Raw genomic sequence first — 22710 nt, forward strand, 5'->3', positions numbered from 1 at the left:
CCTCTACGGGCATGATTCCTTGCGATCAGGCGATAACTCGTAAACTCGTATCGCCAAGGCAATTAAGCCTATCATGCCCGCCCCTCCATGTAAAGCCTTCCTGAGTTAACTTTGGTAAAAACCCATTTACACAAAATAATTTACACTCCCTTTTTCGACTCTACTCGAAAAACTCTAATGGGAGTGTGTCCAATTGCAAACTTTAGAGATGAGGAATCGCTATCGACTCCAGCAGTGGACCGAGATCATTCGTGATTGCCGTTCCAGTGGTCAGACCGTGGTTCGTTGGTGTGCCGATCACGAAGTCAGTGTGAAAAGCTATTACTACTGGCTTCGGAAAATCCGTGAAGCTGCATGTGAATCTCTCCCTGCCTTCTCATCCCCGAATGAACCAACTCTAGTATCGGTCCCTTCATCTTTGCGGACGAACGCCCCATGTTCCGAAGGGAGTCATGAACAAGCGGCGATCATCCTTCGTACGGATGCCGTTACGATCGAAATTCATCAGCATGCGTCTACCGTACTTCTCGAACAGACGCTTCGCATCCTGCAGTATGTTCGGTGACATCTCGAAGGCCGATCAACTGTATATCGCCTGCGGTTATACGGATATGCGAAAATCCATTGACGGTCTTATTCACTTGGTGCAGCATCAGCTACAATTGAACCCATTTCAAAATCATTTGTTTCTGTTTTGCGGTCGCAAGCGTGATCGGATGAAAGCCCTGTACTGGGAAGGCGATGGATTCGTCCTGTTGTACAAGCGACTGGAATCCGGTCAATACCAATGGCCTATGGATGCGGAGGCCGTACGCTCGATCACGCCACAGGAGTTTCGATGGTTGTTGGAGGGACTGTCGATCCATCAACCGAAAGCAGTCAAAAAGCTGAGCTTCACTCCTTCTATGTAGGTCAATACAGAGTCGAAAACCCTTGTAAAATATGGGTTTATACTTACTCTTATGGTATAATGAGAGGCATAAGACGGTGGAGGAACGGTATCTCATGAGCCCCTTGGATCAGCTACAAAAGATGGAGCATCGTATCGGCGACCTGGAAAAAGAAAATAAACGGCTACAGGAAACCGTGCAATTTCTAACGCAAAAACTGTACGGCAAAAGCTCCGAGAAAACAGCTTCCCTCCCAGTCGGTGTGGAGCAGCTGGCTTTATTTGATGAGGCAGAGACAGCAGCTTCACGCACTGCACCGGAGCCAACCCTCGAGCAGATCCAAAGCTACCAACGGAAGAAGCAGGTAGGTGAACGAGCGGAGCTGCTTCAGGATCTTCCACATGAAAAGCGACTATTTCAGGTTCAGGACCGTTGTTGTGACGTATGCCATAGTGAGCTTATCTTAGTGGGCGAAGAGTTTGTTCGTACGGAAGTGGAGTTTATCCCTGCTCGCGTTCAAGCGATTGATATCTACAGAGAAACCTTAGAGTGCCGGACCTGTCGGAAAGAGGACAAGCCTCAGATGAAAAAGGCAACGACGCCAACGCCTGCTATCCAGCATTCGCTGGCCTCCGCTTCCTCTGTGGCATGGGTGATGTACCAGAAGTTTGTGAACAGCATGCCGCTGTACCGTCAGGAGAAGGAATGGAAAAGCATCGGCCTTGATCTGAGTCGGGCCACGATGGCGAACTGGATGATCGCGGCCACAAGAGACTGGCTGAAGCCACTAGTGAATCGACTGCATGGGCTGCTTGTACAAGAGCGATATCTGCATGCTGATGAGACGCCATTGCAGGTGATGAATGAGAAGGGACGGAAGAACACAACCCCCTCCTACATGTGGATCTACAGCAGTGGGCAGCATAGTACGCATCCCATACGAATATTTGAGTACCAGCCAGGACGAGGGGCGAAGTACCCGCAAGCATTCCTGAGAGGGTTCAAGGGATATTTGCACAGCGATGCCTACTCCGGCTATGCGAATCTAGCAGGGACGATCTCTTGTCTATGCTGGGCACATCTTCGTCGTAAGTTTGTTGAGGCATTACCACCAGAGGTAAAGCATCCGGAAGGGGCCCTTGTTAGTGTTGGGGTAGCTTATTGCAACAAACTTTTTGAGCTGGAGGCACAGCTTCCGTCGCATACCGCTGAAGAAAGAAAGCAACAACGTCTGGCGCAGGAAAAGCCTGTACTCGATGCTTTTTGGTCATGGGTAGAAACGGACAAAGGTAAAGTTCTTCCCAAATCCAAGCTAGGCGAAGCGCTGAAGTATGCACGTAACCATAAGCAAGAGTTGATGAATTACTTACAAGATGGGAATTGTGTGATCTCGAACAATTTAGCTGAGAACAGCATTCGTCCCTTTACAGTGGGTCGTAAAAACTGGTTATTCAGCGGCAGCCCACGGGGTGCAACCGCAAGTGCAGCGATCTACAGCATCGTAGAGACAGCAAAGGCGAATGGATTGAACCCATACAAATATCTAGTCTATCTGTTGCAACAGTTACCAGCGGCTGCATTTCGTCAGCAACCTGAGTTACTTGATGAGTACCTTCCATGGAGTCCGACAGTTCAACAACATTGTACATAACACAGAGCCTGTGGATCCTTGAGCCATGGGTTTTTCTTTTTCAATACACCTGGTTATTAGACGCTTACTTTTGAGAGAAAGCTCGAAGATGCCTGCACCTTCATATAACACCGTATTCACACTGCGGTCGCTACGCTCCCTCGGTCTGCCCGAGGTTTTTTTGAAGAAGCTGGATCAGGCAGACAACCCTGCGAGCCTAAGTCCTGACGGACCCGGCGCTACCGCGCCTTAAGGCTCTCGGATTCGTGAATACAAGAACGTTATATGAAAGATGTGCGATAATTTTATTAACATAAATGAGGCGGAATATAATGAAAGTAATAAATGATCTTTATATAAAGACAAATTCATACGACCTATGGTGGGGGATTCACGGAATAGCAGAGTTAACTGGCTGGGAAGATATTACTTTTTATAATAGCTTGGAGGGTAATTCTAATAGAATTGGTTATACATGTATTTGTACTAAGAATTACATGAGCAGCGTATTAGAAGACCTTGAAGAAGACCCAGATCAAAGAGATTTTGTAAAACATATTAAGGAATACCTAAAAGATAATGTTATTCATTATCATTATTGCTTCGATAATCCTTCAAATGACGATTTTTTCGAGTTAGCATACAATAACTTACCGGTTAATGGGCTTGGACTCAAACCAAGTTATATTGAGATGTGGCACCCGAACGTAGGAATTGATAAACAAGTTATCGAAGAGTGCATCAAGGAATTTTGTTACAAATTCTTAAATACCAGATTTAATCGAATTCATTATATAAATCCAATTAGTTTAGATGAAGCAATTATTTCATATAATGAACATTTACAAAGAATGGGAGTTGCTATTGAATTTTCTGATAATTTAATTCGAGACATGATGAAGAAGCTTTCAAAATCTAAAGAAGAAATATCAAAAATGCTCAATAAGAGCATTGAGAAGTGAAATCTTGAGTAACTCGAAGAGGGCACATCCATTATCTAACACCGTATTCTCGCTGCGTCGCTAACGCTCCTTGGTCTGCACGAAGATAAATTGGAGAAGCGGAATCAGGCAGACAATCCTGCGAGCCTAAGTACTGGCGGGCCCAGCGCTGCTGTGCCTTAAGGCTCTCGGCAATTTCAAATTAGAGGAAATGATAAAACACTGAAAATCTATGTTTACAAGATAAAGAGATTTTTAATAATGTATTGAATTATAAATAATACAATAATTACAAAAAATAATATTACAAGTAATCCTATTTTTAAAGTAACTCCAAGTGTATCATTTTCTTTTCTATCATTTAGAGAGATTAATAGAATAAAGAATACAATAATTATAATAATTAACATAAGTTTCCATCCCCTCGATATACTTCCAGTATAAGGGGGTATATCGAGGGGAGAATAGTACTAAGTTGTTATAGTACTATTGATAGGTTTTAAGATTTATTATAAAGACTGATAAAGACAGTAAAAAATAATAGAATTAGGAAAGATAATGAACACCCTGAAGCGATTCAAGAAGGCTTGACCATCGGACCTTAAGATGGTGAGGTTTCGTAGAAACAATAACGTTAACTGAAATCGACAAAGAACTAATGGGAGGGGAATCATGGAAGCGATAAAAATAAACAGATTAACCACTATTGAAGAAGCCGATTTATTAGACCATAAATTTTCTGAACAATTTATATGGTATAAGCAAGGAGAATATTTTAGGAAGTGCCTCGAAGAGAATATTGCAGAAAGCCGGATAACATTAATAGCATATTATGAAGATCAACTTGCAGGTTGCTGCCATTTGCTTTTCAATTCAGACTACCCATTTTTTCGAGATAATAAGATACCGGAGATTAATGATTTGAATGTATTCCATGAGTATCGAAGAAGGAAGATTGCAAGCACAATGTTTGATGAATTAGAAGCCATTGTGACTACATCTTCTCGATATATCGGTCTAGGAGTAGGGCTTTCTAAAGATTATGGGAATGCTCAAAGAATGTATACTACCCGTGGATATATGATGGATGGCAATGGGATGACATATAAGAATGTTCAAGTAGAACCTGGAAAATCTGTGATGGTTGACGATGATCTAATCATCTATCTGATCAAAGACTTGAAGGGGAAATTGTAGTAAATTCGAAGAAGGCCGAATTCAGTTAACATTGTATCTACACTGCGTCGCTAACGCTCCTTGGTCTGCCCGAGGAATTTTGAAGAAGTGGAGTCAGGCAGACAACCCTGCACCGCCTAACCGCGTCGCGGCCGGTCGCTGTCGCTCCCTTAAGGCAGTGAGGGTTTGTTGATACAATAACGTTATCTGAAATCTAAGCATTATTATAATGAAAGTTGAGGCAGTGAAGGGCTTATGAAAGAATTAAAAATGGAAAATATTTCTTATAAGTCAGAAGTTTCACTTTTTCATCGTTGGAGAATAATTGATTCAATACAAGATTTCACAGCTATATTTAATGAACAAACCATTTATGGAATTGTTGGAGCACTAGGCAGCGGGGGGTGGCTTCTTTCCCATTTACTGTGCGGTAGATCAAATGAATTATTTATTAATAATCCTAGCATTACTATAGACGGATTACCTGTTAATAATGCTCTATTACAGAGCTTGTCTTGTTATGTTGGTGAGGGAGTTGCAGAAGCTCCATATAAGAATTTAAGCAGATATCCTAATTATTTATCAAGAAGACTGAACCATATTAAAACAGTATCAGAACATTTAAGACAAGGTATAAAAAGTACCGATAATAATATAAGCATACATGAATTAGCAAATATGTTTGATTTATCGGGTTTAGATGAAAACAATATGAAAAAGGGACGTATAAATAGACCTCTTGAGTTTCAAAGCGGAGAAGTGTGGAGGGCTTCCTTGGCAATAGGAATGGCATATCAGAAGAAGTTATTTTGTTTTCCATGGCTAGAACCGGACTATCTACTCTATACCTTAAGTAGCCATAATTGCCAGTACATAAATTTACTAAAGAAAAATGGAGCTTCTGTTATTATACCTGTTAGTAATGTCCACTACGTTAAAGGGCTAGCTGACGAAATCATATATTTAAAGAAACCTGAAATAATGTTTTGAGGTAACTCCAAGAAGGCTTAGTCATCACATAACACCGTATGCACGCTGTGTCGCTTACGCTCTTTGGTCTGCCCGAGGCATTTCTAGGAAGCGATTTCAGGCAGACAACCTTGCGATCCTAATTCCTGACGGACCCGCCGCTTGTTCGGATGCGTGAATACAAGAACGTTATATGAAACCTTCGAAAAGCTTATAGATCATAGAAATTCGAATATAAAAAAGCAAAGGAAATAAATAATGATTAAATATAAAATCATCGAATTGCTTAACAACAAAAACATAAAATTTACCGAATCTTCCAAGTGGGGGCAGTATTTACGTGGTGTTTGGGAGGAAAATTTTGCAGAACAACTCAGTGCCGATGAAAAGAAGAAAATTTATTTAGAACAGTATTTATGGCATGTTTTCAGTTATAAGAAGATTCTATGCCTTAAGAATGACCAAGCAATCATGGAATTTAATAAAGTGATAAAGAGTCAACGTACATGTTATATATTTTTTCAACACTCTGATCTTGCACTAATCGTTGAATCATCTAGCAGCATTACTTCTGAAGATTTAGAGTATGATGATGATATTTACATAGTTGATAAAGGATTTACATGGACATATATACAAACACATGAAGAGCAGTGCGGCCCTTATTTTTCAACAAGAATATGAAAGCTTAGCGTTGTGATGGATTACCTTCTTTCTTCTCCGTTACTGCTCTTAACTCAATAGTTAAACTGCTCAACTTCATTGATTAATAACCCGTTGATACCCAATTGTTTCCAGATCGTCACGTTTTTCGGGTCGGTATATCCGATGTTGTTTAAGGTGGGGGAGCCTGCCATGACCCAAACATGTTTGCCGGCTGCATGAATGTCGAGGACCGTGGGCTCGTCGACCCATTCTTCCCACAGGCGAATGATTTCTGCCTCGCTGTCGAGAAATTCCGCAACGGTTTCTTTGGACGGGATAAAGGCCAGGACTTTGACCGATGGGTCGAAAGCTTTGACCGCACGGATATCCTCGCGGCTCGTAACTCCCATAACTACGTCGTCCTCATACCCGAAAGATCGAATGGATTCCATGATTGGGCGAACGCCTTCGCCGCCTTCTTTGATATGAAAGACAACCGGTTTAATGCCGCTTGCAAGCACCGTTTCCAGCGTGAGCGGGCAGTAGCGGGAATCGCTGGCATACCGGAAGGACAAAAATTGCGCTGCCGTCAAATCGCGGATTTTCGCCGGATGTCCAAACAGCTTCAATGCGTCCTTGTCATGGCTTATAACCGAGACGTTGTCTTTTGTAAAACGGATGTCCATTTCGATATAATCCGCCCCCAAATCCAAAGAATGACGTGCCGCGGCCAACGTCAATTCGGGAAATTGGTCTGTACCGCACCGGTGAGCGATGAGTGAAATGTTCATAGCGGATCCCCTCTCAGGTTATGATTTTGGAACGATCCCCTTATTTTTAGAAGATCTTGCAGGTGCCTGACCGTACAAACTGAAACATCTGCTTTCTTTTCGATTCGATATTGCTAATATTATAGGGTATGGCTACGGACGACGATGGCTCACTAAGGATACTCTTATCATACGGAATATTGTTTACCGGGGCAATGGGATTGAGGGCTTGCGAAGATCTTTGATCAGGCTGCAGTCTGAGGGGCGGTCACAATCGACGGTCAGGAGATGCGTATGGCAGCTGGAATGTAGACCGTAGTTAAGACTGAAACCAACTAGGGTGATCCAAAAGTCATACATAAAGAAAACGCTTGAAACAAGGTAACGATGACAGGGGAGTAAGGAATCCCGATATCACTTTCGATTATTCACTATCCTTCTCAAGAGGTGATCACCATCGCAAAGCTATGGATCTTACCGGTAGATACCGTTACTTCCGACGCGTCGGAGGAAGGTCGGCGGTACATCACCGAGGATAAGCGTGCGAAGCTGCTCCGCTTTCGCCAGGAAGAGGACCGGCAGCGAGGGCTGTGGGCGGAGCTGCTTGTGCGCAGCGTCATATGCAGGGAGCTTGCCATCGCGAACCGTGCCATCGTCTTCGCCTACAACGCTTACGGCAAACCCGAGTTGGCGGGGGAGACCGGGCTGCAGTTTAACGTATCGCACTCGGGCCGCTGGGTCGTCTGCCTCACAGACGAGCACCCCGTCGGCGTCGACATAGAGCAGATTGCGCCGTTGGATAGGGAAGTGGCGCATTCCGTTTTCACTGAAGCGGAGGTGCAATACGTTGAAGGAGCAACACACAGTGCTGACCGGCACAACCGCTTCTTTCAAGTTTGGACGGCCAAAGAAAGCTGCATCAAAGCCGTAGGCAAAGGCTTGTCGCTGCCGCTGCAAAACTTCTCCGTCGTCCCAGCGATCCAGGAAAGTGGTACAGCGATCATTGAAGGCGAGTCGTGGCAGCTTCGCCAGCTGGTCATCGATCCTGCATACCGTTTGACCGCTTGCTGCAAGCCGCAATCGAGCTGGAACGGCATGGAGCAAGTCGATGCAGCGAAGATTCTCTCAAAAATAGGGCCTGGCATTTATTGACAGGCCTATTTGTGTATGCTAAATTTTATTTTGATAATGATTATCATTATCATTTAATTAAATGAGGGAGGTTTATCGCTATGCCTACTATTCCAATCGACAAACGGGATGAGGCTTACTTAAGCCTCGATCATCTTTGGTTGAAATTCCGCGCAGCGCGCTTGCTCCAGCAGGAGCATTTCAAGCCGCAACTTCTATATGCCCATGGCCTTCTCGTTGTGAAACAGGGCGAGGGGCACATGTCGCTGGATCTCGGCTTGCACCGGTTGTCCCCCGATGCCGTTCGCTTTGTCGCGCCCGGTCAGACGATTGGCTTCAGCGAGGAGCAAGGGTCCAAGCTGGAAGCGTATCTGTTCACCTTCGATTTGCATTGGGACGAAGACTTGCCGCAAAACCGGCGCATGTTTCCGCTGCAGGGCGAAGTTGCGATCAAATCGGACGGCACACTGCACCAGCTGTGCGAATCATTATGCAGCTGCAGCCGCAGCGAGCAGGCGCTTGAGCGGTACCGGGGGCAGATGCATTTTCAAGAGCTCATGTCCTGGATCTTTCACCATACGCGTCAAGGAGGGAATCAAGATTCCCGAGCAGCGATGGATCGTACCCGCAGTTACGTGGAATCGCATTACAGCGAGAGCATTACGATTGAGCAGCTCGCCCGTATGGCCGAAATTTCACCGAAATATTACGTCTCGTTATTCAAAAAAAACATACGGCAAAACAGCCATCGAATATTTGACCGAAGTCCGGGTCAATATGGCGAAGCAGCTTATGCTGCAGGAAGGCGTACGGCTAAAGGATGTCGCATACCAGATCGGGTACAATGATGAGTTTTATTTTAGCCGGATGTTTAAAAAGGAAGTCGGCGTCTCACCCACAGCGTACATCAAAACCCGCCGGCAAAAGATCGTCGCTTACAGCGCGACGGTGCTGGGTCAGCTGTTGGCGCTCAAAATATTGCCGTACGCCGCACCTCTTCATCCCAAATGGACGTCGTATTACTACGCGAAGCACCGGCACGATATTCCGCTGCATCTGAGCGGCTACCGTTTCAACGTAGACTGGGAAGCCAACGTAAATGTGCTGGAACAGGCACAGATGGATTGCATCATTTCGACCGATCAGCTGCAACCGGTGGAAAAAGAGCGTCTGACCCGGCTTGCTCCCGTGCACGTCGTACCCTTATATGAGCGGAGCTGGCGGGACCAGCTCATGTCGATTGCCGCCATCGTAAATGCCCCCGATGAGGCCGGCGTATGGCTGGAGCGTTATAACCGCAAGCTTCAACGGGTGCGCGAGCGTCTGTACGAGGTGCTGCGAGGCGAAACCGTGCTCATTGTCAGTATGTTTCATGATCGTTTGTTCCTGTTTCCGTCCATCGGCATGCGTGATGTGTTTGCGGATCTGGGGCTGCGAGCGCCGGATGGAGCCGCAGCATATAGCGGCAACCAGTGCATTTCGCTGGAGGAACTGACCGCGCTGGACGCAGATTACTTGCTGCTGAACATCCGTCAGGAATCCGTGACGCTGAATCACTGGGAGCTTTTGCAGACAACCAATGAGTGGCAGGATCTTAAGGCGGTGCGCCGGGGACGCGTGCATCAGATTTCGTCCGACCCGTGGAGGGAGTATTCGGCGCACGCAATCGAGCGGATGGTACAGGATGCGTATGAACGATTATGTGAAGGCTGCGAGTGAACGATTCGACGACGAATGAAATGAACGTGGTAAAAATACGTTGAGCTGTATTCGCGTATCGCAGATCCGTCGCTGCAAGGCGGTACGGCCGTCAGTCTGCTTAGGCAAGTTCTTAGCAGTGTTCCGCGTTTCGATAATCGCTTGAACCAAATGAGTGCCATCCAAATGAGACGGGTCGCAGCGTGCCTGCGTTTTCTGGCGATGTCTCGTGCTCACAAGCGGGGGATGACCGGAAATGATCTGGCCCTTACATTATGAGAGGCTTGAAAGGTTCTGCTTTTCCGATTAGTCGCCATGACGTTCCGCCTCCGCTTCATAACCGTTCCGGGTGATTGCCCCGCAACAAGCCGAGTTCATGATCGGTACCGCCACGCAACAAACGCAATTCCACCAATCCGCTGCCTGCCACAATACGCGCCCTTCCCCTCCATTCGGGACACCTAAGCATTCGGATCTCCATCCGCATCCGCGAACTTCCAGCAGGAATGATGTTCGCAGATTTCAGCTTATTTGGGTCCATGTATGTCCATAGGTCTTGCGTCCTGCACGGCTGTTACGCTGTATCCATTGCATTCGACAGGATTCTCCTAAAATCTGTATATCGTCCATTGGATAATGTGGAAATCGTTCATGGCAGGCGACAGCTCATTCTCCTATAATCAACAATGAGAATCATTATCAATAACATTGCGGCCGATACACGAAGGAGCAGCGAACGATGAGCGGCAATATGCAGAAATTGTTCGGCAATTTCTCTATCACGATTCTCTCTGGAAAAGCTGCGGATAAGCATCACGCATCACGAGTTTGAAGGCGAAGGCCGCCTCACTGTGATTCCGGCGTTCATTCGCTTGCAACGTTTCGTATAAGGGGAGGTGATCCTTGAATGGAAAAAGAGTTTCAGGGCAAAATCGCGCTCGTCACCGGCGCTGCTCAAGGCATCGGTGAAGCGATTGTCCGCGCGCTATGCGAGCGGGGGGCGACTGTCGCTGTCCTCGATAGGCAAAAAGAGCCGCTCGAACGGTTGAGCGCACTGCTAACCGAGCGAGGGAGCCGGGTCAGGGCATTTCCGTTGAATCTGAAAGATCACGAAGCCATTCCACAGATGGTCACTCGAATAGAAGAAGAGCTGGGTCCCATCGATATCCTCGTCCATGCGGCCGGCGTGCTTCGCACGGGACCGCTGGCAACATATGCCGATGAGGACTGGAACGAGCTGCTCGCGGTGAACGTCGGCAGCCTATTCCATCTCTCGCGTGCCGTAAGCGCGCGAATGATTCCGCGCCGGCGGGGCGTGATCGTGACGGTGTCGTCGAATGCCGCTGCCGTGCCGCGTATGGGAATGGGCGCGTACGCGACGACCAAGGCCGCGGCAACGATGCTGACCAAGTGCTTCGCCCTCGAGCTGGCGGAGCATGGCATTCGCTGCAACATCGTCTCGCCGGGCTCAACCGATACGCCCATGCTGCGCAGCATGTGGCTGGACGAACAGGAGCGGGGCGCGCAGCAAACGATAGACGGATCGCTGCCTGCCTACCGGACCGGCATCCCGCTCCGAAAGCTTGCGACACCCGAGGATATTGCGGATGGCGTACTGTATTTGGCATCGGAGCGTGCCAGCCATTTGACGATGCATGATTTGCGCATAGATGGGGGCGCAACGTTAGGCGTTTAATACAATCAACCGAAATAATCTATGCCCGGCAGAGGGACTCCAAGAAACCGAACATCCGCTAATCCGGGTTAAAAGGAGGATGATAATGATGAACGCACAAGGACAAGTCCCGGAGGCGACCGCCGCCGAATTATTAGAGGAATATCAGTGTGGTCACTCCTTCTTCTTTGCAACCCCGCATGCCACCTGGCTTGCACAGGGATCGCTTGCCGTGCTTCCGAGTGCTGCGGGTGCGGGGAATGATCAGCTTGCAACGCTGCCGCAGCGCGCCGCCAGGCTGCTGGCACAGCTGAAACAGAACGGGCAGCGACTGCCGATGCTGGTCGGTGCGGTGCCTTTTGATCCGAGGCAAGCGGCGCACCTCGTTGTGCCGATCACGGTTCGCAAGCTGGAGAAGCTAAGCCTCGATCCGGATGAACCGCTGCGCACGCCGATCAGCGGCAGCTGCTCAATCGAGCCGATTCCTGCGCCTGACGCGTATGTTGCAGGCGCGAACCAAGCGATCGACCGCTTGCGCGCAGCCGAGCTGGACAAAATTGTGCTTGCCCGCACGCTCAAGCTCACTTCGCTGCAACCAATCAAGCTGAAAGAGCTTCTGCATAATTTGGTGCAGCACAATACGCTCGGCTATACGTTTGCCGTGGATCTGCCAAAACGGGAGGAGAGCGCAGCCGGCCGCCACACGACGGAACGCACCCGCACCTTGATCGGCGCGAGTCCGGAGCTGCTGGTCGCAAGAACCGGCGCTCACGTGTACGTCAACCCGCTGGCGGGCTCCGCGCCTCGCAGCTCGGATCCGGCAGAGGACAACCGGCGCGCGCAAGCGCTGCTGGCATCGCCAAAGGATCTGCGCGAACATGAGCTGGTGATTGAAGCCGTTGCGGAAGCGCTGCGACCGTATTGCCGGGAGCTTGATGTGCCGGAGAGGCCGTCGCTTGTCAGTACGGCAACCATGTGGCATTTATCCACCGAGATCAGGGGGGAGCTTAAGGATTGCGCGATGACTTCGCTGGCGCTTGCCGTTGCCCTGCATCCGACACCTGCGGTGTGCGGATCGCCGACCGGGCTGGCGAGAGAAGCGATCCGCGAGATTGAGCCTTTTGACAGAGATTTCTATACGGGGCTTGTCGGCTGGTGCGATGCGAACGGGGACGGCGAATGGGTCATAGCGATTCGCTGCGCTTTAGCGGAGAGCCATTCCTTACAGCTCTATGCCGGCGCAGGCGTCGTCGCCGAATCCAGCGCGGAATCCGAGCTGCAAGAGACGTCGGCAAAATTCCGCACGATGCTGCGCGCGATGGGGGTACAGGATGACGAAGTCTATTAACGCATATGAACAAGACTATGCACAGCTAATGAAGGACTGCCCGACTTGGCCGAGCGACAAGGCGGCGGAATACTGCTCGGCCGGTCTCTGGGAAGGACTGACGTTCAGCGATATGTTGGCCGACCGGGCGGCGCGCTACAGCGAGAAGACAGCAGTCATTAGCGGAGAGAACCGACTCAGCTACGCAGCGCTGTATGACCAGGCGGGCAGGCTTGCTGAGGGCTTCCTGCAGCTCGGCGTGAAACCGACCGACCGCGTCGTGGTACAGATGACGAACCGATACGAGTTTTTTACCGTTATTTTTGCACTGTTCCGGATCGGAGCGCTGCCGGTTTTTGCGCTACCGCTGCATCGCCTAAGTGAAATTCGCTACCTGTGCGAGTTTAGCGAAGCCAAGGCTTATGTGATCCCCGATACGGAGGCCGGCTTTGATTACCGCGGGCTGGCGGCGCAGGTGAAGGAGCAGGTGCCGACACTGCGGCATGTGCTCGTAGCCGGGGAGCCGGGGGCTTTCCCGTTCCTGTCGCTGGAGAAGCTGATGAAGCAGGCCGGGAAACGGCACGAGGAGCCGTATTGGCCGTCGTATGTCGAGTCCGGTCATGTAGCGTTTTTGCAGCTATCCGGGGGCAGCACCGGGCTGCCTAAGCTTATTCCGCGCACGCATGATGACTATATGTACAGCCTTCGGCGCAGCAATGAAATCTGCGGCATCACCGAGCAAAGCGTCTATATGGCGGCGCTGCCGGTCGCGCATAATTTTCCGCTGAGCTCGCCGGGCGTACTGGGTACGCTGTACGCCGGCGGCACGGTCGTGCTCGCGCCAAGGCCTAGCCCTGACGATGCGTTTCCGCTCGTCGCCAAGGAACGGGTCAGCATTACAGCGCTGGTGCCGCCGCTTGCGCTGGTCTGGCTGGAGGCTGCGGTGCAGCGCCGGCCGGATCTGTCCAGCCTGCAGGTGCTGCAGGTCGGCGGTGCCAAGTTCAGTGCCGAAGCGGCAAGTCGGGTCCAGCGAGTACTGGGCTGCCGGCTGCAGCAGGTGTACGGCATGGCGGAAGGTCTCGTGAACTACACGAGGCTGGACGATGCCAACGACATTGTAGTGAACACCCAGGGACGGCCGATGTCAGACTGGGATGAAATTCGCGTCGTCGATGAGGACGATGCTCAGGTGGCGCCCGGCGAAGTCGGCGAGCTATTGACACGCGGGCCGTATACAATCCGCGGTTACTACAAGGCGGAAGCGCATAATGCCAAAGCGTTTACGGCAGACGGTTACTACCGCACGGGCGATCTCGTGAAAGTAAGCGAGCAGGGCTACCTGGTCGTGGATGGCCGGGTGAAGGATCAAATCAACCGAGGCGGGGACAAAATCGCCGCAGAAGAGGTAGAGAATCATCTTCTCGCTCACCCGGCTGTGTTCGATGCGTCGCTCGTGGCGATGCCGGATGCGCTGCTCGGAGAGCGTGCCTGCGCGTTCATTATTTTACGCGAAGGCTTGGTGGCGACAGGCGCAGACCTGAAAGCCTATCTGCGCGGGCGCGGGCTCTCCGCCTACAAAATCCCGGACCGCTTCGAGTTCACAGACGCTTTTCCGCAAACGAATGTCGGCAAAGTGAGCAAAAAAGCGCTTCGCGAAAGCTTGCAAGCCCAAATGTCAGCTCCAACCGGAGCATCCCAATAGTCGAGCGAAAGAAGGTATGTAATTATGGCACTTCCTACAATCCTACCTTATTCCATGCCGGTGGCGGCCGATCTGCCTCCGAACCGCGCTTCCTGGACAGCCGATCCGAGGCGGTCCGTGCTGCTGGTGCACGATATGCAGGCTTATTTTTTGAATGTGTTTGCTGCTGATCAATCGCCGGTTACAGAACTGCTGGCGCATATCCAGGCGCTGCTTGCGCAATGCCGCAAGCTTGGCATTCCCATCGTGTACACCGCGCAGCCGGGCGAGCAATCCCGCGAAGAACGCGGACTGCTGTTCGATTTCTGGGGAGAAGGCATTAATAAGGCGCCTCATCTGAAATATATCGTGCCGGAGCTGATGCCGGCGGAAGGCGACATCGTGTTGGACAAATGGCGCTACAGCGCATTTCGTAAGTCGAATCTGGCCGAAAGGATGAAGGAGATAGGCCGTGATCAGCTCATCATCTCGGGCATTTATGCGCATATCGGCTGCTTGATGACGGCGAGCGAGGCGTTCATGCAGGATATTCAGGCGTTTATGGTGGCGGACGCGCTGGCGGATTTCTCGCTGGAGAACCATACTATGGCAATCACGTACGCTGCTAACCGCTGCGCAGTCGTGCTGACAACGGAACAAACGCTGGCGCAGCTGAGTGCGGGAACGGCTAGTTCTGCAAGGAGCCCGTTCCATGTCGATGTCCTGCGAGAGCAGGTGGCCCAGCTGCTGTTCGAAGCGCCGGAACGCTTCGGTGATCACGATCATCTCATCGACGTGCACGGACTGGACTCCATTCGCGTCATGAGCTTAGTCGAGGTTTGGCGCAAGCAAGGGGCTGAAGTGACGTTTGTTGAGCTGGCGGAGCAGCCGACACTTGCGAACTGGAGCAAGCTCTTGCAATCCAAAATGAGCGTAGGCGCCCATGTCTAGATCGGGAAGGAGAGGACCGCAATGCTAATCGCTTCAACGGTTCGGCGGCCATTGTCGGGGGCTCAGGCAGGGATTTGGTACGCGCAGCAGCTTGATCCGCGCAATCCGATGTACAACACAGGCGAATATGTCGATATTCACGGGCCTGTCGAGCGAACGACATTTGAGGCGGCGCTTCGGCACGTATGGCTGGAAACGGAGGCGCTCCATGTCCGCTTCGAGGAGGATCACGAGGGACCGTGGCAGGTGTTTGCGCCGAATGCCGGATGGACACTGCACGTTCTGGATTTGAGTATGGAGCAAGCGCCTTTCGACCAAGCGAAGGCTTGGATGGACGCCGATTTAAGCCGTCCTTGCCATTTGACGGAAGGGCCTCTTTTTACCGAAGCGCTGTTAAAAATAGGACCCGAGCGCTACCTGTGGTATCAGCGCATGCATCATATCGTTATGGATGGCTATGGCTTTTCTTTATTGACGAAGCGCGTCGCGCAGGTGTATACAGCGATGCTGCAGCGCCAGCCTTACTTGAATGGAGGCTTCGAGTCGTGGCAGAGCGTACTGGATGAGGATGAACGCTACCTCAATTCGGATCAAGTAGAAGCCGATCGGCGCTTCTGGCTGGATCGATTCAAGGACGAGCCGGATGCGTGCAGTTTGTCCGACCGCACGCCACGCAGCGCACACCGGGTATTGCGGCAATCGGCGGAGCTTTCCGCCGCCGAGGCATCGCAGCTGCGCCAGTCCGCACAGCTTCACAACGCGGTCTGGTCTGAGGTGGTGCTTGCTGCCGTCGCATCGTATGTACACCGGCTGACCGGAGCGGAGGACGTCATCCTCGGCTTGCCGATGATGAGCCGCCTCGGTTCGGTGTCGCTCAATACGCCGGGCATGGTTATGAACATTGTGCCGCTTCGCTTGCATGTCAGACCGGCACAGAAGCTGTCGGAGCTGGTACGTCAAATCGCGCGGGAAATCCGCGAGGTGCGCAAGCATCAGAGCTACAGGCACGAGGAGCTGCGTCGCGAGCTCAAGCGGGTCGGAGATGCCCGAAGACTGTTCGGCTCGTTGGTCAATATTATGCCGTTTGACGGCAGGCTGCAGTTTAACGGCGTGCCAGGCTGCAAGCATAACGTATCGGCTGGCCCTGTCGATGATATGGAATTTAATGTATATTTCAATGCGGACGGGACTGGCTTGCACATCGATGTGGATGGGAATCCCGAGGTATACACGGAAGAAGAGCTGCGTGCGCATCACCTTCGATTCATTCATTACTTGGGGAATGTTGCGGATGCGCAGCCGTATGATCCGATCGGCGGCATCTCGCTGTTGGACGCGGAGGAACGCACAGACGGATTGACGCGTTGGAACCGTACGGCTCGGATCGTGCCGCCAGTGCGTACGGTCGAATTATTCGAGGCGCAGGCGCTGCGCAGCCCGAACGGGATCGCGCTGGTCCACGAGGCGAACGAGGTCGATTATGCGGAGCTTAACGCACGGGCGAACCGGCTTGCGCGGTTCCTGATCGCTCGCGGTGCAGGGCCCCGGCGCATCGTGGCCATCGCGGTTCCCCGCTCCGTGGAGATGATCGTCAGCATGCTGGCCGTTCACAAGACCGGCGCAGGCTACTTGCCGCTCGACATCGATTTCCCGGCAGACCGCATCGCGTACATGGTGGAGGACGCACAAGTCTTGATAACGCTGACAACGGGTGACGCTGCCGTCAAGCTGCCGCAGCCGGAAGCCGAGTCTGCCCGCCGAACGATCATTCGGCTCGACGATCCTGCGGTACAGTCGGAACTTCTTGGCTACGCGGAGTCGAATGTAGAAGAGCCGGATCGGCAGGGAGCTTCGCTATTGACCGATCCGGCTTACATATTGTATACGTCCGGCTCCACGGGCAAACCGAAGGGTGTTGTCATTCCATACGCCGCTTTGACCAATTTCCTGCTGGCCATGGGCGAGCAGTTTCAATTAACGGCGGATGATCGTCTGCTGGCTATAACGACGATCTCTTTCGATATTTCCATCCTTGAAATTTTTATGCCGCTGTCAGCGGGGCACGGCTGATCATGGCGAACAAACGGACGGTTCAAGATGCGGCGGCGTTGTCTCAGCTCATCGAGACGTCGGGCGCAACCCTTATGCAGGCGACGCCTTCGCTGCTGCATTCCTTGGTAGAGCAGGCGCAGGAAGGCTTGCGCGGACTCCGCATTCTGGTCGGGGGCGAAGCCTTGTCCGGCGGCTTGCTGCGCGATTTGCAGTCGCTCGGCTGCGAGGTAACGAACCTGTACGGTCCGACGGAGACGACGATCTGGTCGACATGCGTGACGTACGAGGCAAGCTGCTGGGTGCCGAAGCCGCCCATCGGCCGACCGATCTGGAATACGCAGCTGTACATTCTGGACAGCGGCCTGCAGCCGGTGCCGCCCGGCGTAACCGGCGATCTGTATATTGCCGGCGACGGCCTGGCGCTAGGGTATTGGCAGCGGCCGGGCTTGACGGCGGAACGGTTTGTCGCGAATCCTTACGGCCCCCCGGGCTCCCGGATGTACCGCACCGGCGATATGGCCCGCTGGCTGCCGGACGGTACGGTTGACTATTGCGGTCGTGCCGATCATCAGATTAAAATTCGGGGTTTCCGCATCGAAATTTCAGAGATTGAAGCTGTGCTGACCCATTATCCGGGACTGCAGCAGGGAGCGGTCGTTGTCCGGGAAGACCCGTCGGGGGACCCGAGGCTTGTCGCTTATTTCGTGGCGAACGAATCTGTAGATCCTGCGGCGCTGCGAGATCATATGGCGGCAGCGCTGCCGGATTACATGGTGCCTTCGGCCTTCGTAGCGATGGAGCGGCTCCCGCAGACGCCGAACGGCAAGCTGGACCGCAAGGCGCTGCCGGCCCCGCATTATCTCGCCGGTTCGCCTGTCAGAGCGGCCCGTACGCCGCAGGAGGAATGGCTGTGCGAGCTGTTCGCCGAAGTGCTCGGACTGCCGAAAGTCGGCATTGACGACGACTTCTTCGATATGGGCGGGCACTCCCTGCTCGCAGGACGTCTGGTCAGCCGGATCCGCGAAGGGCTGCAGGTCGAGCTGGGCATCGCCAGCTTGTTTGAAGCGCCGACGGTGGCGGGCCTCGCCAAACGGATCGATAATGCCGCTGCGGCGAGACCGCCTATTCGGCCGGATGTCCGTCCGGCGGACGTTCCGCTTTCTTTTGCCCAGCGCCGGTTGTGGTTCCTGAATTGTCTCGAGGGGCCAAGTCCGACGTATAACATCCCGCTCGTCGTCCGATTGACGGGTCCGCTGCATCCGCAGCATCTGGAGGCGGCCTTGAACGATGTCGTCCGGCGTCATGAAACGCTGCGGACATTGTTCCCCGAGCGGAACGGGGCTGCCTCGCAGCAAATACTGGATGCGGACGCGTGCGAAGTGAAGCTGCCCGTCGTCAAGGTGTCGGAGATGGAGCTCGCGGATGAACTGGCTGTCGCCGTGCGCTATGGCTTTGATCTGGCGAAGGAGCTTTCGTTCCGTGTGCAGCTGTATTCGCTCGGACCGGAAGAGCATGTGCTGCTGCTGCTTTTGCATCATATCGTCGGCGACGGCTGGTCGCTGGATCCGCTGACCCGCGATTTGACGGCCGCTTATGAGGCCCGCTCGAAAGGGGAGGCGCCGGTCTGGTCGCCGCTGCCCTTACAGTACGCGGATTATGCGCTCTGGCAAGAGCAGCTGCTCGGCAACGAGAGCGATCCGAACAGCTTGATCGCGCGCCAAATCGCCTTTTGGCAAGAGACGCTGCGCGGGTTGCCGGATCAGCTGGAGCTGCCGGCCGATCATCCGCGTCCAGCAGAATCGACGCATATTGGGGAGACGCTGGAGGTGCGCCTGCCGGCCGGGATGCATGCCTCCCTGCTTGCGCTGGCCAGAAAGACGCGCACGAGCTTGTTTATGGTCGTGCAGTCGGGTCTCGCCGCGCTCTTTACCCGCTTGGGCGCGGGGACCGACATTCCGCTTGGAAGTCCGGTCGCCGGACGCAACGATGATGCGCTCGGCGATTTGGTCGGCCTTTTCATTAATACGATTATTTTGCGTACGGATACTTCCGGAAACCCAAGCTTCAGACAACTGCTGGAGCGGGTAAGGGGCACGAATCTGGCTGCTTACGAGCATGGGGATGTGCCGTTTGAGCGATTGGTGGAGATTCTGAATCCGCCGCGTTCCCGCGCGCGACATCCGCTGTTCCAAGTCATGCTGGCGTTCCAAAATACGCCGGAGCCCCGAATGCCGCTTGACGGCATCGACGCCGACTTGCGGCTGTATACGGTCGGCCGGGCGAAGTTCGATCTGACGATCGAGTTCAGGGAACGAAGGCTTGCCGACGGCACGCCGGACGGCATCGACGGCTGGTTTGAATTCAGCAGCGACCTGTACGAGCGCGCAACGATTGAACAACTTGCAGTCCGTCTGCAGCTTTTGCTTGAGCAGGCTTTGGCGGAGCCTGACGCACCGATCGGACAGCTTCCTATTCTGCTGCCGGAAGAGCAGGCGGCTCGCGCGTTTCCATCGGTCGTTCCAGTGGAAGAGGCTTGGGCAGGGCGCAACCTGGTAGAGCTGTTCCAGGCGCAGGTGGAGAAGAGCCCGTCTGCAGTAGCGGTGACGTATGAAGGCCAGCCGCTTACCTACACCCAGCTGAACGTCAAGGCGAATCAGCTTGCGCACGATCTGATCTCCCGCGGTATTGGACCCGGGCACATCGTCGGACTGCTGCTTCCTCGCTCCCATGCCCTGATGGTCGGCGTGCTGGCGGTGCTGAAAGCAGGTGCGGGGTACTTGCCGCTCGACCCGGATTATCCGCTGGACCGTCTCGCGTTCATGCTGGAGGATACACAGCCGTCTTGCGTGATCGGCTGCCTCGACACGGCGTCCGTGCTGTCCGGGGAAGAGGTGCTGCTGATGGACGACAGCAAGACGGTCGAACGGCTGAGCCATTATCCGGCGACCGATCCGACGGACCGCGACCGCACCGTCCCGTTGACGGCGGATGGTGTCGCGTACATCATCTTCACATCGGGTTCGACGGGCAAACCGAAGGGCGTCGTCATTCCGCACAGCAACGTTGTGCGCTTGTTCTCGGCGACCGATCCCTGGTACGGCTTCGGTCCGCACGATGTGTGGACGTTATTTCACTCTTATGCGTTCGATTTTTCGGTATGGGAAATGTGGGGCGCGCTGCTGTATGGCGGCAAACTTGTGGTTGTACCGCACCCAACGTCCCGTTCTCCGGAAACATTCTTGAAGCTGCTCAGCGAGGAGCGCGTGACGGTACTGAACCAGACGCCTTCCGCTTTTTACCAGCTCATGCAGGCGGATAAAGAACATGCTGTGCTCGGACAAACGCTATCGCTCCGGTACGTTATTTTCGGCGGGGAAGCGTTGGACCTCGGACATTTACGGCATTGGTACGATCGCCACGACGACAAGGCGCCGCAGCTCGTGAACATGTACGGCATTACGGAAACGACCGTGCACGTGAGTTACGTTCCGCTTTCGTGCGCAATGACGGAGAGCAAGGCGAGCAGCCTGATCGGCGGGTCGATCCCGGACCTCCGGGTCTATGTGCTGGATCGCTATATGCAGCATGTGCCGACGGGCGTAACGGGCGAAATGTACGTAGCGGGCGCAGGACTGGCTCGCGGCTATTGGAAGCGTCCGGGCTTGACGGCGGAGCGGTTCATCGCCGATCCCTACGGACCGCCGGGGGCGCGTATGTACCGGACGGGTGATTTGGCCCGCTGGCTTGAGGACGGCACATTGGATTACCTCGGGCGGATTGATCATCAGGTCAAAATCCGCGGATTTCGCATCGAGCTGGGCGAGATCGAAGCGGTCGCGGCGCAGGCGGACGGCGTGTCCCAAGCCGTTGTCATTGCAAGGGAGGACGTTCCCGGAGATAAAAGGCTTGTCGCTTACGTCGTTCCTAAAGTGGGGGCTGAGCTGGATTCGAATGAGCTGCGGCAATATGTGACAGCGGCGCTGCCGAATTACATGGTGCCTTCGGCGTACGTCGTGATGGCGGAGCTGCCGCTGACGGTTAACGGCAAGCTGGACCGCAAGGCGCTTCCTGCGCCGGATTATTCCTCGGCTGTTGGAGGCAGAGGCCCGCGAACGCCTCAGGAGGAACTGCTGTGCGACTTATACGCAGAGACGCTGGGCTTAACGAAGGTCGGCATCGACGATGGGTTCTTTGATCTCGGCGGTCATTCGCTGCTGGCCGTGAAGCTCATGAGCGGCATTCGCGATGCGCTGGGAGTATCACTTAGCATCGGGACCTTGTTCGAGGCGCCGACGGTGGCGGGCCTTGCGGCCCGGCTGGAAGGCGGGGACAGCGAAGACGCCCTCGGGGTGCTGCTGCCGCTGCGGAAGAGCGGAAAGCAGTCGCCGTTCTTCTGCATCCATCCGGCGGGGGGACTCAGCTGGTGCTATGCGGGGCTTCTGAAGTCGCTCGGACCGGAGTATCCGATTTACGGCTTGCAGGCGAGAGGTATTGCTAGAAAAGAGCCACTGCCTGCGGATCTGGCGCAGATGGCAGCCGATTATATCGCGCATATTCGCTCGGTGCAGCCGCACGGCCCGTATTACTTGCTCGGCTGGTCGCTCGGCGGCAACGTGGCGCATGCGATTGCAACGCTGCTGCAAGCGGAAGGAGAACCCATCGCGCTGCTCGTCATGCTGGACGCATTCCCGAGCCACTTCCTGCCTATCAGCGAAGGGCCGAATGAGGAGGAAGCGCTGATCGCCCTGCTTGCGCTGGGCGGCTATGATCCGGATAGTCTGGGCGAGAAGCCGCTGGATATGGATGCGGCAGTGAACATTTTGCGCAGTGACGGCAGCGCGCTGGCGAGCCTGGAGCCAGAGGTCATTATGAATCTCAAGGATACGTATGTGAATTCCGTGCGCATTCTCGGCGCTTATCGTCCGGAGCGGTACAAAGGCGATCTGCTCTTCGTTCATTCGACGGTCATTCCGGATTGGTTCACGGAAATTTCGCCCAACACGTGGCAGCCTTACATTACCGGCTCGATCGAGCAGCATGATTTGGCTTGCCGGCACAAAGATTTATGCCAGCCGGGACCGTTGGCGGACATCGGACGGATAATCGCCCGGAAATTGGCGGAGATGCACGACGAAGCGAAGTAAGGCTGGCAGTCAAATGATATGAATTCATAA

15 protein-coding genes and 1 pseudogene are annotated in these 22710 nt (G+C 53.3%); 15 read left to right on the forward strand and 1 reads right to left on the reverse strand.

Annotated elements, in window-relative coordinates; genetic code table 11:
- Positions 1–208 precede the first annotated feature (208 nt).
- The 7 genes from tnpA (at position 209) to KXG62_RS00030 (ending at position 6290) form a co-directional block, all read left to right on the forward strand.
- The gene (tnpA, locus tag KXG62_RS34575; RefSeq protein WP_425517320.1) at positions 209–565 is read left to right on the forward strand and encodes an IS66 family insertion sequence element accessory protein TnpA; all 357 of its coding nucleotides are present in this window, start codon (positions 209–211) and stop codon (positions 563–565) included.
- Positions 453–911 carry an IS66 family insertion sequence element accessory protein TnpB gene (gene tnpB, locus KXG62_RS00005; protein WP_218089857.1) on the forward strand — a complete coding sequence of 153 codons (459 nt, stop codon included), beginning with the start codon at positions 453–455 and terminating at the stop codon, positions 909–911. Before tnpA ends, tnpB begins: the two co-directional genes overlap by 113 nt.
- A 94-nt stretch (positions 912–1005) precedes the next feature.
- Positions 1006–2541, forward strand: coding sequence for an IS66 family transposase (gene tnpC / locus KXG62_RS00010; RefSeq protein ID WP_218090274.1), 1536 nt, complete (start codon positions 1006–1008; stop codon positions 2539–2541).
- A gap of 311 nt (positions 2542–2852) precedes the next feature.
- Positions 2853–3482, forward strand: a complete 630-nt coding sequence (locus tag KXG62_RS00015; protein WP_218089858.1) for a hypothetical protein — start codon at positions 2853–2855, stop codon at positions 3480–3482.
- Between the two features lie 651 nt (positions 3483–4133).
- Entirely contained in the window at positions 4134–4658 is a 525-nt protein-coding gene (locus tag KXG62_RS00020; protein ID WP_218089859.1) for a GNAT family N-acetyltransferase, read from the forward strand.
- Positions 4659–4892: 234 nt separating this feature from the next.
- Positions 4893–5627 (forward strand): hypothetical protein, encoded by a 735-nt coding sequence (locus KXG62_RS00025; RefSeq protein ID WP_218089860.1) that lies wholly within the window; start codon positions 4893–4895, stop codon positions 5625–5627.
- 237 nt (positions 5628–5864) lie between these two features.
- Positions 5865–6290: a DUF4275 family protein gene (locus KXG62_RS00030; RefSeq protein WP_218089861.1), complete on the forward strand. Its 426-nt coding sequence runs from the start codon at positions 5865–5867 to the stop codon at positions 6288–6290.
- Positions 6291–6343: 53 nt separating this feature from the next.
- Here the strand turns inward: KXG62_RS00030 and KXG62_RS00035 are convergent, their stop codons facing one another.
- The gene (locus KXG62_RS00035; RefSeq protein ID WP_218089862.1) at positions 6344–7042 is read right to left on the reverse strand and encodes a glycerophosphodiester phosphodiesterase; all 699 of its coding nucleotides are present in this window, start codon (positions 7040–7042) and stop codon (positions 6344–6346) included.
- Positions 7043–7468: 426 nt separating this feature from the next.
- On the opposite strand from KXG62_RS00035, the gene KXG62_RS00040 reads away from it, so the two are divergent.
- The 8 genes and pseudogenes from KXG62_RS00040 (at position 7469) to KXG62_RS00070 (ending at position 22680) form a co-directional block, all read left to right on the forward strand.
- Entirely contained in the window at positions 7469–8173 is a 705-nt protein-coding gene (locus tag KXG62_RS00040; RefSeq protein WP_218089863.1) for a 4'-phosphopantetheinyl transferase family protein, read from the forward strand.
- An 80-nt stretch (positions 8174–8253) separates the two neighbouring features.
- Complete coding sequence (locus tag KXG62_RS33955; protein ID WP_246627224.1) at positions 8254–9000, forward strand: helix-turn-helix transcriptional regulator; 747 nt, start codon at positions 8254–8256, stop codon at positions 8998–9000.
- Complete coding sequence (locus KXG62_RS33960) at positions 8909–9871, forward strand: AraC family transcriptional regulator (RefSeq protein WP_246627225.1); 963 nt, start codon at positions 8909–8911, stop codon at positions 9869–9871. The genes KXG62_RS33955 and KXG62_RS33960 overlap by 92 nt, the downstream gene beginning before the upstream one ends.
- Positions 9872–10757: 886 nt before the next feature.
- On the forward strand, positions 10758–11546 hold the full coding sequence (locus KXG62_RS00050; protein ID WP_218089864.1) for a 2,3-dihydro-2,3-dihydroxybenzoate dehydrogenase: 789 nt from the start codon (positions 10758–10760) through the stop codon (positions 11544–11546).
- 88 nt (positions 11547–11634) lie between these two features.
- Positions 11635–12873: an isochorismate synthase DhbC gene (gene dhbC / locus KXG62_RS00055; protein WP_218090275.1), complete on the forward strand. Its 1239-nt coding sequence runs from the start codon at positions 11635–11637 to the stop codon at positions 12871–12873.
- Entirely contained in the window at positions 12857–14554 is a 1698-nt protein-coding gene (locus KXG62_RS00060) for a (2,3-dihydroxybenzoyl)adenylate synthase (RefSeq protein ID WP_218089865.1), read from the forward strand. Before dhbC ends, KXG62_RS00060 begins: the two co-directional genes overlap by 17 nt.
- Positions 14555–14578: 24 nt before the next feature.
- Positions 14579–15484 (forward strand): isochorismatase family protein, encoded by a 906-nt coding sequence (locus KXG62_RS00065; RefSeq protein WP_218089866.1) that lies wholly within the window; start codon positions 14579–14581, stop codon positions 15482–15484.
- 21 nt (positions 15485–15505) lie between these two features.
- Positions 15506–22680: pseudogene (locus tag KXG62_RS00070) on the forward strand (amino acid adenylation domain-containing protein).
- Positions 22681–22710: the final 30 nt, after the last annotated feature.

The sequence above is a fragment of the Paenibacillus solanacearum genome, from assembly GCF_910593845.1.
GTDB lineage: Bacteria > Bacillota > Bacilli > Paenibacillales > NBRC-103111 > Paenibacillus_G > Paenibacillus_G solanacearum.